The organism is Streptomyces sp. NBC_01257 (assembly GCF_035917255.1).
Classification (GTDB): domain Bacteria; phylum Actinomycetota; class Actinomycetes; order Streptomycetales; family Streptomycetaceae; genus Streptomyces.
In genome coordinates, this window is record NZ_CP108472.1 from 93,216 (window position 1) to 105,015 (window position 11,800).

At 64.2% G+C, this 11,800-nt stretch carries 11 protein-coding genes and 2 pseudogenes; 5 read left to right on the plus strand and 8 right to left on the minus strand.

Features of this window, described 5'->3' with window-relative positions:
• The first annotated feature begins 447 nt into the window (after window positions 1-447).
• Entirely contained in the window at window positions 448-1,314 is an 867-nt protein-coding gene (locus tag OG408_RS00420; RefSeq protein ID WP_285571840.1) for a phosphotransferase enzyme family protein, read from the plus strand.
• 588 nt (window positions 1,315-1,902) lie between these two features.
• On the opposite strand, the gene OG408_RS40085 is transcribed toward OG408_RS00420, so the two are convergent.
• Window positions 1,903-2,160, minus strand: a complete 258-nt coding sequence (locus OG408_RS40085; protein ID WP_442805987.1) for a transposase — start codon at window positions 2,158-2,160, stop codon at window positions 1,903-1,905.
• Between the two features lie 43 nt (window positions 2,161-2,203).
• Window positions 2,204-2,488 carry a hypothetical protein gene (locus OG408_RS00430; protein WP_326667307.1) on the minus strand — a complete coding sequence of 95 codons (285 nt, stop codon included), beginning with the start codon at window positions 2,486-2,488 and terminating at the stop codon, window positions 2,204-2,206.
• Window positions 2,489-2,664: 176 nt separating this feature from the next.
• Between OG408_RS00430 and OG408_RS00435 the strand changes: the two genes are divergently transcribed.
• Window positions 2,665-3,081 carry a transposase gene (locus OG408_RS00435; RefSeq protein ID WP_326667309.1) on the plus strand — a complete coding sequence of 139 codons (417 nt, stop codon included), beginning with the start codon at window positions 2,665-2,667 and terminating at the stop codon, window positions 3,079-3,081.
• Between the two features lie 417 nt (window positions 3,082-3,498).
• Here OG408_RS00435 and OG408_RS00440 read toward each other — a convergent pair whose 3' ends face one another.
• Complete coding sequence (locus OG408_RS00440; RefSeq protein ID WP_326667311.1) at window positions 3,499-4,677, minus strand: serine hydrolase domain-containing protein; 1,179 nt, start codon at window positions 4,675-4,677, stop codon at window positions 3,499-3,501.
• 593 nt (window positions 4,678-5,270) lie between these two features.
• Between OG408_RS00440 and OG408_RS00445 the strand changes: the two genes are divergently transcribed.
• Together OG408_RS00445 and OG408_RS00450 are read left to right on the plus strand one after the other, a co-directional pair.
• Window positions 5,271-6,569 (plus strand): lipase, encoded by a 1,299-nt coding sequence (locus OG408_RS00445; protein ID WP_326667313.1) that lies wholly within the window; start codon window positions 5,271-5,273, stop codon window positions 6,567-6,569.
• 146 nt (window positions 6,570-6,715) lie between these two features.
• Window positions 6,716-7,583 (plus strand): annotated as a pseudogene (locus tag OG408_RS00450) (IS5 family transposase).
• A gap of 4 nt (window positions 7,584-7,587) precedes the next feature.
• Here the strand turns inward: OG408_RS00450 and OG408_RS00455 are convergent.
• The 4 genes and pseudogenes from OG408_RS00455 to OG408_RS00470 all read right to left on the minus strand — a co-directional run bounded on the left by OG408_RS00455 (window position 7,588) and on the right by OG408_RS00470 (window position 9,880).
• Entirely contained in the window at window positions 7,588-7,893 is a 306-nt protein-coding gene (locus OG408_RS00455) for a putative quinol monooxygenase (RefSeq protein WP_285571825.1), read from the minus strand.
• 235 nt (window positions 7,894-8,128) lie between these two features.
• On the minus strand, window positions 8,129-8,350 hold the full coding sequence (locus tag OG408_RS00460; protein ID WP_326667316.1) for an alpha/beta fold hydrolase: 222 nt from the start codon (window positions 8,348-8,350) through the stop codon (window positions 8,129-8,131).
• Window positions 8,351-8,451: 101 nt separating this feature from the next.
• A pseudogene (locus tag OG408_RS00465) lies at window positions 8,452-8,589 on the minus strand (transposase); the annotation flags it as partial.
• A gap of 88 nt (window positions 8,590-8,677) precedes the next feature.
• Complete coding sequence (locus OG408_RS00470) at window positions 8,678-9,880, minus strand: amino acid--tRNA ligase-related protein (RefSeq protein ID WP_285571818.1); 1,203 nt, start codon at window positions 9,878-9,880, stop codon at window positions 8,678-8,680.
• Between the two features lie 168 nt (window positions 9,881-10,048).
• Between OG408_RS00470 and OG408_RS00475 the strand changes: the two genes are divergently transcribed.
• On the plus strand, window positions 10,049-10,885 hold the full coding sequence (locus OG408_RS00475) for an NAD(P)-dependent oxidoreductase (RefSeq protein WP_285571815.1): 837 nt from the start codon (window positions 10,049-10,051) through the stop codon (window positions 10,883-10,885).
• On the opposite strand, the gene OG408_RS00480 is transcribed toward OG408_RS00475, so the two are convergent.
• On the minus strand, window positions 10,872-11,633 hold the full coding sequence (locus tag OG408_RS00480; protein ID WP_285571812.1) for a hypothetical protein: 762 nt from the start codon (window positions 11,631-11,633) through the stop codon (window positions 10,872-10,874). The genes OG408_RS00475 and OG408_RS00480 overlap by 14 nt on opposite strands.
• Window positions 11,634-11,800: the final 167 nt, after the last annotated feature.

The following is an 11,800-nucleotide window of genomic DNA, read 5'->3' on the forward strand; positions in this document are numbered from 1 at the left end:
TGTGTCCGTTTGTGTGGCCCAGACGGCTCCCAGGGCCGCCGGCGGTCCATGGCCAGTGGTCGCGTCAGGCGAGGCTGGGCATGGGCGGCGATCACCAGCCAAGTCCACCGATCGGCCGTCTCCGAGTTGTAGTCCGGGGCTTGGTCCAGCCCATTGTCCGCTTGAACAGGCGAGGCGTGTGCTCGAAGTCGCAGCGCCGCGAGAGGGACTGCCAGCAGCGGTCGCCCGTCCCTTCGGTGGCGCTAATGCCCGACCACCACGGCCATACCGGCTTGGCACCGGCCCCGCGGCACACACATACAGCCTTGTTGACCATCTCAGTGAGGGGGGCGAACCTGCGGGCCAGCGCTCTCATACATGGCGGGCGCCTGTACCGAGCCGCGATCAGTTGGCACCTGTTCCCCGCTGGTTGGCCCCGCCTCCGCTCATCCATGCCAAGATTCGCGGATGGAGATGACCGACATCGCGCGTGCGATCGCGGCTGCGACTTCGGTCGCTTCATCACTCGGCCTGCCGGCCGACGACGCGATCGTTCTCCACAACTCGAACAAGCTGGCACTGCGGCTGACGCCATGCGGCGTCTTTGCCCGAGTCGCCCCTGTGGGACAAGAGGTCGCACAGTTCGAAGTCGAACTCGCTCAGCGGCTCGCCGAGGTCGGATGCCCTGTATGTCCCTTGGAACCTCGGGTGGACCCGCGTGTGTACATGCGCGATGGCTTCGTAGTTACCTTGTGGACCTACTACGAGCCTGTGACGCCGCACCTCTCACCAGTCGACTACGCCATGGCTCTGGAGCAGCTGCATGCCGGCATGCGCGAGGTCGATGTGCCAAGCCTGAGGTTCACGGACCGGATCACGGAGGCGGAAGAAGTTGTCGCCGACCCGGATCGCTCGCCGGAGCTCGCCGGCCCGGACCGCGCTTTCCTCGGAGGCAAGCTGGCAAGCCTGCGACGGGCGATCGACGAGCGCGGTGCCGTGGAGCAACTCATCCACGGCGAGCCACATCCAGGCAATGTGCTCAGCACGAAGAACGGCCCGTTGTTCATCGACCTTGAGACGTGCTGCCGCGGCCCCGTCGAATTCGACCTCGCCCATGTTCCCGAGGCAGTCTGCGCGCACTACCCGAGCATCGACCAAGAGCTGCTGGACGAGTGCCGACAGCTCGTCCTCGCAATGGTCGCCGCGTGGCGTTGGGAGCTTGGCGACCAGTTTCCGAACGGGAGGCGCTTCGGAGAAGAGTTCCTGCACGCATTGCACGACGGTCCTCCTTGGCCGACGCTCGACACGATGAACAAGCGACTGGGCGAGCTGTAGGAGCCGCCGAAAGCCACGTGATAGCGGCAAGGGACCGCGGACGAGACTGCCGCCCGCCTGCTTGAGCAGCCCGATCCGGCACCCGACTTTTTACCTGCGCTTGCAGAGCTCGCGGTCAAAGCCGGGCGGGCGACCACCTGCCGTGCCTGGCGGAGCCGGTGGCCGGCCCAGTTGCGGTTTCCCGGGATCGTGTGCGGGATCTGGAGGCGGCGCAGGCAGGCCCGGATCACCCGGGAGGAGCACGCAGGGTCGGCGATCACGCGCGAGGGCCGGGTGTGCGTGCGTCCGCCGCTGGTCCGGGCGACGCGGATTCGATCCACAAGCCGGGTGAACTGCGGGGCGCCTCCGCGCTGTCCGCCGGTGACCGTGACAGCCAGGACGTGCCCGGAGCCGGCCACCGCCAAGTGGAGCTTGGTACTCAGGCCTCCGCGCGAGCGGCCCAGCGCACGATCGTACGGCTCCGCCGCCAGATAGTTCGCACACGTCCAGCCCGGATCGTGATCCCCTTTCTGCGGGCACCGGCGGCATGCTGATGCGCCCGGCAAACCGTCGGGTCGAGCAGAACCTCCCACGATCACGCCGTCTGCGTCAGCCTCGACCCGGAGTTCGCCCAGGACGCAGGCCCAGGTCCCGTTGATCTGACAGCGCCGGAAGACCGAGTAAGCGGCCTCCCACGGCTCGTACCGGGCCGGAGACATCCCGCCACGGCGAACCGGTTCTGGCCCACCACCAAATCCCGCCGAAGACCTGCCCTCGGTCCCTCGGCGGCCGACCCATCTTCGGCAACAGCGGCAACAGCAACTCCACCCGCTCCCACTGCTCGTCCGTCAGATCACCACGCGTCACACCAAGATCATTTCATCGGCTCGACCGACGCCTCGATCCCGCGTCAGGACGCCGCCTCCCCCGTCCCTGCTTCCTCATCCGAGCCGTACATCTCGACCAGCAGGCGCTCACGCGCCGCCTTCAAACGCTCGTCATAGTCCGGCATGAAGACCTCAGCGAGCGTCGTCTCCAGCGCCCCGGACATTGTGTAGATCGGAGACCAGACTGCACGGTCCGTCTTCAGCAGGTCATCCAGCACGTCGGACTGGTTCATCGCACGGTAGAGCCAGTCCGACAGCACAAGAGCCTGATCGCGCGTGAACTTGATGGTTATCGGTTCGTCTGCCACGGAGGAACCGTAACCGGCACACTCGATGAACGCCCGCGTGGGACGGGTGCAGCCGAGCCGGTTCCCAATCAGCCTCTACGAGTACAGCGCAAATACCTCCTAGGTCCTGTCTGGAATCGTGATCAATGCGGTCTGTTTCGGACCCGAGCGCCACGCCGAGCTGGTACAACCCTCCGGTGACGCGACGTGAACCGAGCGATGCCGAGTGGGAACTGATAGAGCCATTCCTGCCGATCGGACGGTACGGCCCTTGCCCGCAGCGCTTGCACGAAGAGTTCCAGGGCGCTATCTCTCGGATCCGCGCTGGTAGCCAATGGCGCGAAAAGCCTGAGGAGTTCAGGGCCCGGCAGACGATCTACAGCCACTTCGCCCAGCGGCGCGACGTCGGCATGCTCGCCGGGCCGATGGAGGGGGTGGTCGTCGAGACCGCGCGGCGCGGCCAGGCAGGCATGTCCCTGATCAGCCTGGGCTCCGCGGTGGCCCGCGCACATCGCGAAGCGGCTGGGATGGTGGTGGAACCGGAGGTCCTGGCGGTGCAGGAAGAGGCCGCGGCGCAGAAGAAGCAGAAGAAGGGGCCACGAAAACCGGGCTAATCATCCCGGAGACCGTCGACTCGCCGATCTGTGAGTAGGAGCGGGCCGAGCGCCGACGGCTGCGTCGGCGCCGCCGGGTCCGGCGCAAGGCAGCGGCGCTGGGTCTCTCACGCGGTGGTCTGACCAGCAAGGTCCACCGGACCACGACCGGTCCAGCCCGCCTCGCCCTGCGGTTCGCCCCGACGTTCTCGGAGCACTGCTCTTTTCCCTGATCGCAGGTGCCGTCATCGCTAGCCTGCGTGTATCGCTTGGGCTTGACCGGGTCGCGATCCTGCGGACAACGACATGGATCGCGCCTTCTGCTAAGGCGGTTGGCTTCTCGTGCGCGAGGCGGCCGAGGGCGGCTGTAGTGCCTGGGGCGAGCTCGTGCGACGACGAACTTGTCCGCAGCGGTCCCGGTCGCCACACTTTCTGTACTCAGGTGCGGGTGAGTAGGTCTGCAACCCGAGCGATCATTTGGCTCTCCTCACCGTTGCGGGCGGTCGTCGGGTTGCAGGAAAGCACGAAGCGCCGTTGTTGGTCACGAGTGGAGAACGCGGCGTTCTTATAGCCATACGTCTCGCCGGTTTTGCCCCAGAGAGTTACACCATTGACGGTGACCTGCTGAAGCCCGGCGCTGTAGCGAGCCGGAGAGCCGTCCAGCATGCGCACGTCGTCCGGTGGCAGGGTGAACATCAGCTGAAGTAGCTCCGGCGGGAGCAGTTCGCCGGAGAACAGGGCAACGAGCATCCGGTCGAGGTCACCCGTGGTGGAGATCATGTCGCCCTCGCCCCGAGCGGACGATTGGTCGTACGCGGTGATGTCCCGCAGGCCACCGTCGGCCATCGCCAGGTATCCACGCACGTGGCGACCCCGAATACGCAGATCGTTGCCGGGCACGACAGTGTGGGCCAGGTCCAGCGGGCGCAGGATGCGGGCCTTGACCGCCTCTCCGTACGGACGGCCGGTCACCTTGTCGATGATCAGTGCGGCCAGAGCATAGTTAATGCCGCGGTACTCCTGTCCCGTACCCGGGGCGAACTTCAGCGGCCCGTTTGTCACCGTCGCCACCCACTCCTGCGGCGACCAGTGGTCGAAACGGTGGCGGAAGACGTCCTCTGCGGATACCGGTTCGGGGATGCCGACGTGATCCGGCAATCCGCTGGTGTGGTTCAGCAGATGTGCCACGGTGACGGGCGAGAACCGGGCCGGCAGCAGCCCCGGCAGGACGCGCTGTACCGGTGCGTCCAGGCCGACCCGTCCTTCACCTACGAGTTGCAACACCACCGTGGCGACGAAGGCCTTGGTGATGCTGCCGATGCGGACCTTGTCGTACACCGTGACCGGCCGTCGCGTCTCGACGTCAGCCACACCCTCGGCACCACGCCAGTAGCCGGCCGTACCGCCGACTCGCAATTGGGCTGCGGTCGAGGGCGGACGCTCCAGGTCGTCGATCGCCGCGCGCAGCACGGCGGCATTCAGTGGTGGGAGAGGAGCGGAAGGCACTGGAGATGCGATGGCCCGGCGCGTGGGTAGAACAGTAGTGGCGGCCAGCGCCGCCGCTCCTGACAGGGCGGCGCCCGCAAAGGCCCTTCGTGACATACGCGTTGGTCTCATGCTCCTCACGCTGCCAGCGCGTCCAGGACCGAGCATCGGGGCCGTCCCCGAGTGATCCCTGACTGCCCCCTGATCCGTTCCGGACACCAGTGACTCACTGACGCATGGCACATTCGAGGCACCCAGGGCGCTTGGCCAGGTTCCCGACGAAACAGTGGACAAGGTCGTCCGGCGTGAACATCCGGCTGAACAAGCGCTCCCGGAGCTTCTCCTCCAGGCCCTGCTGCCCGTACTCGTGGCGGTACTTGCGGTAGGACTCGCGGATGCGCTGCCCTGTGGTGCTCTGCCTGCCTGGCGTCCCGCTCGCCCAGACGTCAGGCGAAGGGCCCTTCAGCGTGTCTGCGTCAGTGCCCGGCTCGACATCTCCTGGTGTGGCCCCCGCGGTGTCTCTCAGCGCGGGACGTGAGCCGACAACTGTGCACGCTTGCCGGGGCGAGCCGGGGTCGAGGTGCCGACCAAAGGGCAGCAACACAAGCAAGCTCGTTGCGAGCGGGGGCAGGCACCAGCACGATCCGGGGGCGTCCACCCGTGCGTCGGAGTTCGTGACGCGTGAGGCTTAAGGCGTACGCATCGAGCCGCACTTGGGAGAACTGATGGTCATCCTCACCTCGACATCCTCGCGCAAAAGGTCCCCGTACGGCGGCCGCCGCCGGGCGCAGATGACAGCCGTCTGCTGCTGCCTGTTGCTGAGCGCACCGGCCGTCGCCACTGCCGCCACTCCCCCCGTCGCCCATGCCCAGGAGCAGCACAAGGAGCATGGCCGAGGCACGCTGGTGTCCTTCGAAAAGCTGTACACGCTCGCGAGCCCGCAGGCCGTGGCGGGTGACCTGGGCGCGGCCGGATTTGAGAACGACACTGTCCGGTATGGCGTGGTCGCGTACCGGCTGGTCTACCGGACCATTGATGTGTACGGACGGCCGACCACAGCCAGCGGGCTGTTCGCGATACCGCTCAACAGCGAGAGACGGCTGCAGGCGGTCTCCTTCGCACACGGCACCGGAAGCCACAAGGACGATTCGCCGTCCATGCAGCGTGCGAAGTTCGTGTCCGCTCCAGTGATCGCGCATGCGGCTGCCGGCGCCGCAGGTGTCGCGCCCGATTACCTGGGGATGGGCAAGGGGCCCGGCTTGCACCCCTGGATGGATGTCGGCTCCGAGACCACGGCCTCCCTGGACATGCTTAGGGCGGCCCGCGCCTTCGCGCCCCGGACCGGGCACACGCTGGAGCGCGACGTCATGGTCACCGGCTTCTCGCAGGGCGCCTCGGCAGCTCTGGGACTCGGCCGGGCTCTGGAGCGCGGCGCGGACCGCTGGTTCAGGCTGGGCGCGCTGGCACCGGTCAGCGGCGCCTACGACTTCGGTGGCACGGAATTGCCCGCGATGCTCGAGGGGAAGCTGGAACCCAAGTCCAGCGTGCTGTACGCGGCATACACACTGGTCGCGTTCAACCGACTCCACCACCTCTACGACAGCCCTGGCGAGGTCTTTCGAGCCCCTTATGACAGCACTGTCGAGGCCCTCTTCGACGGCGCCCACACGGGAGAGCAACTGATGCGCGGCACCCCCGGCGCCGTGGATGACCTGCTGACCGAGCACGGCCGCCACCTGCTCGCACAGCGGACAGGGCCGCTGGCAGAGGCACTACGCACAACGGACGCCGTATGCACCGACTGGACACCTCACGCCCCGGTGCGTCTCTACATGGCGACCGGGGACGAGCAGGCCGCGACCGGGAACACCGACGCCTGCAAGGCCGCGCTGCTCAAGAGAGGCGTAGACGCACCGGTCATCGATTTGGGAGCCGTCGATCACCAAGGATCCCGTCACCTGGGGTCCAACGTGGCAGCCACATCGTCGATCGTGCGTTGGTTCGGCGAGTTGCGACAGCGGTGACTGGAACGCCCCGGCTCCATGCCTCTCCTTCACGGGGGCCGGGGTGTTCGAGCACAGGAGCAGCTGACAACAAGGTCGGCCTGAACGCCCGCGAGGCTGAGCAACCAGGCCGTGTCTGATGGATCAGATGGTCGCCTTTGCGTGGCGTGGGTGTTCGTGGGCGCCTGAGTGATGGCCAGTGGAGACTGATCGAGCCACTACTACCGGACCGGACACCTCGTCGGGGCCGGCGGTAGACGGATCACCGCGGGTGATCGACGCGGTGGCGTTCAAATACCGCAACAACCTCGCCTGGCGTGACTTGCCTGACGAATGTTTCCTGGCAGACGGTGTTGACCGGTTCACCCATTGGGCCCGCGATGGCACCTGATACCGCGCCTTCGTCGCTTTGCAGGCCCGCGCGGACGCGGATGGCGATCTGGACTGGCTTGCGGGCGTCGATTCCACGGTCGTCCGCACCCACCAGGTCCGCGTCCACCAGTACGCCGCCGATGCCGCGAAGAAGGGGGCTCCGGCCGGGGAGCCGGACGACCACGCTCCCGGCCGATCTCGCGGCGGACTGAGCACGAATCTCCACCTGGTCACCGACGCCCGATGCCGCCCAATCACCTTTGTAGTCGCCGCTGGACAAGCAGGTGACGCACCGCAGTTCGAGCGTGTCATGGCCGCTATCTGTGTCCCGCGCCCGGTCGGTCGGCCTCGTGTCCGTCCCGACACCGTGCTCGCCGACCGCGCCTACTCAGCTCGAGCGATCCGCGCCACCTGCGCAGGCGCGGAATCCGCCCGGTCATTCCCGAACCTGGTGACCAGCAAGCCAACCGGAAGCGCCGCGGCCGGCGCAGCGGCCGCCCGGTCGCCCTCGACCGTAGTGCTTACCGCCTCCGCAACTCTGGCGAACGCTGCATCAACCGGCTCAAACATTGGCGCGGCATTGCCATGCGCACCGACAAACTCGCCACGAACTATCAGGCCGCACTCCACGTCGCAGCCATCTTCCTCCGGCTCGAAACATGATGCGTCAGTCACCAGCACCGAGGCCGCCGACGATGACCAGTTCACGACTGGTGAACTCGCCGGTGAGCATGGGCATGGCAGCAGCGATCGCTTGCTTGGCCTCGGGCAACCGCAGGGATGCGTCGTGGTGGTCCTTCGAATCCCAGACCTCCGTGACCACGATCGTGTCCAGGTCATCGTCGGCCAGACCCACCACGTAGCTTCTGCAGCCAAGCTCGCGGAGACTATCGGCTCCCGAGAGCAGGATCGCAACCACGTCGTCGCGCTTGCCCGGCTGAGTCTTCATCGAACCGATGTAGCCATAAGCCATGTCATGCCGCCTTCGTCGCAGTTGCTGTTACTCGGCACCATCATGACCGACCCTTCAGACGACGCGACCGACCCCCTGCCACAACCCCGGAGTGCACGAATCACTGAGCTATCAAGAGCCGGGAACGATCCATCGGACACCGCCCAGGCGTCCGACGCGAGACGTCCTGAAATGGAGGCGTTGGCGCGGACCAGGTGCTCACTCAGAGGCAGGCCCTCCAGGAACGCCACCCGGGTCACCGCGACGGGTGGTCCAGCACCAGCCGGAGCGCCACGGCAGCCCCCGCGGTCGTGACCGACGAACCCGAAGCGCTGGTGTCCAAGCGCCGCATGACTGCGGCCATGGCTTCGGCCAGGGCGCGCTTGGAGTGCGGGACATGAGCAGGGGCGGGCGCCGGACCGCGGGAGCGGCCGTAACCGCGCAGATAGGGGCAGACGATGGTGAAGCCGGGTCGCACCAGGAGGCGCTGCTGTCGCTGACCGTCCGGGCCCTGCAGCGGGCTCAGCGCACCGACCAAGGGGCTGGCCGACCCGGTCCGCGGATTGCGGCCCGGCTGCTGGGAATGCCGGTGTGCAGCACGAACAGGATCCCGCACAGAGCCCGCCGGTCGGGCACTCGCGGCCTGCCTGCCACCAGGTTCGGCACCGGGACCGGCAACAACAGCTCGATGAGCACCCACAGTTCATCCGAGACGATTCACGGCCGGGAGTTTCTTTTTGCCACGGATGACCCAACAAGCATCCAAGCCGACAGTCACATGATCAACGGCTTCTGTTAGGACCTCTTAGCGGGCTATTGGACCCGAGGCCAATGGAAACGGAACTACGTCGCTCACGCGGCTTACACCCGTGATGGCGGCCACCAGGCGATTAACGTGCAGGCCAAATCCCGACAGCGGCGGGCAGCCGAGCTTCAGCGCTTCGAGCAATGAACCGTCGTAGCTCCAAGAGTCACCCTGCGGATCACGGCCCTCCCTCATCGTGGTCCTCTGACACTCGAATACGGCGCGTTGCTCCTCTGCATCCACTTGCTCTTGAACGACCTCGCAGATCCTGAATCCAGAGAAGAACATAAATCCTCTCATTGCATCGCCCGACGTCGATTCATCCCGTTTAGCCAACGGAGATAGAGCTGCAGGAAACTCACCAATAAACACCGGCGATCTGAATCCGCTGGAAATGGGACCGCACAGCTCGCCATACGCGCGCTTGACTGCGGCTTTCTCCCGCGTGACCACGCCCGTGATCGAAGAGAAGCTCTCATGGCGCCATGGCATGGCCAGGGCCTCAACCTGACTATCCGGCACCGCTGTGAAGCCTCGAACGCTCAGTACGGCGTCCTGCACAATCTTTTCCACGATTTCGATCAGCTCATGATGAGAGAATCGGGACGTCATCCCCTCAACCATAAGAAACTCGTGAAGCTCTGCCGACTCGTTACGGAACGATGGCCCCATGCAGTACACATTTTCAAACCCGGCCACCATGAGCTGTTTCAGATGGCTCTCGAGCGAGCCACGCAGATAGAGATCAACTGAACCGAGATCGGCAGAATCCAACCTGAAGAGGTTGGCGGTGCCAGCGAATGGTGCAGTAACGATCACCGGGACATCAACCTCATCAAACCCGAAAGTCAGCAACGACTCACGGATCGACCTCATGACGCGGATCCGAACTGCAAGGCGCGCGCGCAACTCCGAATCGACGAGCAGCTCCCTAGCACGGTCCCGCCTTACAGAGCGTCCCGTCCTACGAAGCGCTCCTGCACGGAAGTCCATAGTCAGCGACTCTTGCTCGAATGGCTTGGCTAAACAGGTCAATGTGGCAACCTCAACGACCGCGTCACCGGTGCCAGACCTGCCAAGCTTCCCTTCTATTTCAACAACATCTCCAACACCTATGCCAAATCGATCATATTCTGCAGTGCCTGCGAGACATTGACGGTCCTGCAGCGCGTCACGCACGTCGAAGAACGTGCTCTGCTTCATTCGGCGAACTGCGACGACCCGCCCCATCAAGTGCGTAGTCAGGGCCGCCTGACCGACATCCGACCTGACAGGTCTTGAATCGCTCATATTCTTCCCTTCTTGTGCCAACAGTCTCGTGGTGGCGATACGATATGGACCCAGCCGATCTGAGAGACCAAGGAATCCAACATGTATAGCATTCTGTGGTTCGGTACCGGTAGGTTTGGTTCGCCGATGGTGTCCCGGTTGATGGAGAAGGGCTTCACTGTTCACCTTCCACAGTCCGGACACGGCACGGACACCGCAGCTGCGCTCGTAGAAGCCGGGGCACGTTGGTGGAGCGGCGGCAAAGTCGATCTCCACGGCTTTTGCTTGCCTCGGTCCACGGACGTGGCTCAAGCGATGGACGACTTCCCGTTGAGGACTGGGGTCGAGGTGCTGGATTTCTCTACTGGCGATCCCGAACAAGCGTCGCGACTTCTGGCCTCCGCGAAGGCGCGTGGCGCCGACTACATTGACTGCCCTGTTTCCGGGTCGACCGCCCACGGCAGGAACGGAAATCTCACGATGTGGATCGGAGGCGAAAGATCGTCTATCAGCGAGCCGTGCAAACAGGCGATCCTTTCCCTTTCCCAGAAGCAGTTCTGGATGGGTCGGGTGGGAGCCGGCTTCTCCGCCAAATTAGTGAATCAGGTAATTCATGTATTAAATGTCGCAGCCATAGGCGAGGGCCTCAAGCTGGCCCAGGCCCTCGACCTTCCCCGAGACCGCATAGTCGAAAGCCTACGCCACGCGAGTTCGGCCTCTGCGATGCTGGATCGCTTTGGCACCGCGATCGCCTCACACGACCATACGGCACACTTCCGCCTCGAACTCGCCGCAAAGGACATCGAGTACGCCTTCAATATTCTGAAGTCATCCTCCGGCATACAGGCCTCGCACCTAGACCTCTTGCACGAGGACCTCAATTCAGCATTGGCCCGCGGCCAGGGGGACGAAAACTTCACCAGATTCATCGACAACTGAGCCCATCGGGGACCGGAGATTCAGTCGAAAGCAAAACGCAGGAATCTCCGGACTCCTGCTCCGCCTCAAGGAATATCGTCTGTGCCATCATGTTTATCCTCTTGACCTGCTCACGGAAGAGTTCAATCGACTCCTCGGGGTGCACGGTGTCTATGACCGCATTCTTGCCGATTGCATTGAATTGATGTGACGTCCCTCGCGGAATTTGCATGTCTACCCAAGCGCAGGGTGGCACCACCGCATTGAATCTTACCCTCGCCCTCCCTTCCTCGTCTGTAATCTCATCGACGAAAGTGGCGAGCACAACCTTCTCTCCGGTAGCCTTCGTCAATATCTTCGGTTCGGTCAATGTAGATATGCGCACCCGCGTACACTTCCCCGTCATGATCCTTACGTAGCGCATTCCGGTGTGCAAGTGCATCCTTGAGCACAGGTCTTTCGTGCCGACGTCGTAGAAATCCATCAAATACCGGTCGGCTGCAAAACCGTCATTCGGCGGAGTCAACATGAGGACGTCACCCTCCTCAAAATGCTGAGCTCGTACTATTCCGTCTACATCCGGGGTGCTGTTGGCTGCTTTTCTGTGCCCATCCTGAACGAGATTCGACAGGGCCTCAACCACTCCCTGTGCCGTCTCCTCATCAAGACTGATCACAGGAGTAATAACGCACTGGCCGTCGTCCTCAAATGACGTCAATCCGTGGACTTCGTTCTCGGCATCCGGGCTGTTCTTCAGTCGGTCGTTCATCCTGCCCCCCGACGGATTGAATCTCGAATTCTCTGCGCCACGACTAGAGGAGTACCCTCAAGCCACCGTGCACCCCCAGGCGATTATCGCACTGGCCGAAGCGATTATGTGAGAGAACCGTGAAACCCAGGGTCTCGCAGTAAAAATCGTCAACCGTCCAGTTGTGC

Bases quoted from the DNA above. Each gene is read 5' to 3' on its own strand.
- OG408_RS00480 (WP_285571812.1), bottom strand. From the start codon at position 11,633: ATGAACGACCGACTGAAGAACAGCCCGGATGCCGAGAACGAAGTCCAC.
- OG408_RS00470 (WP_285571818.1), bottom strand. From the start codon at position 9,880: ATGAAGCAGAGCACGTTCTTCGACGTGCGTGACGCGCTGCAGGACCGT.
- OG408_RS00455 (WP_285571825.1), bottom strand. From the start codon at position 7,893: ATGGCTTATGGCTACATCGGTTCGATGAAGACTCAGCCGGGCAAGCGC.
- OG408_RS00440 (WP_326667311.1), bottom strand. From the start codon at position 4,677: ATGAGACCAACGCGTATGTCACGAAGGGCCTTTGCGGGCGCCGCCCTG.
- OG408_RS00475 (WP_285571815.1), top strand. From the start codon at position 10,049: ATGTATAGCATTCTGTGGTTCGGTACCGGTAGGTTTGGTTCGCCGATG.
- OG408_RS00420 (WP_285571840.1), top strand. From the start codon at position 448: ATGGAGATGACCGACATCGCGCGTGCGATCGCGGCTGCGACTTCGGTC.
- OG408_RS00445 (WP_326667313.1), top strand. From the start codon at position 5,271: ATGGTCATCCTCACCTCGACATCCTCGCGCAAAAGGTCCCCGTACGGC.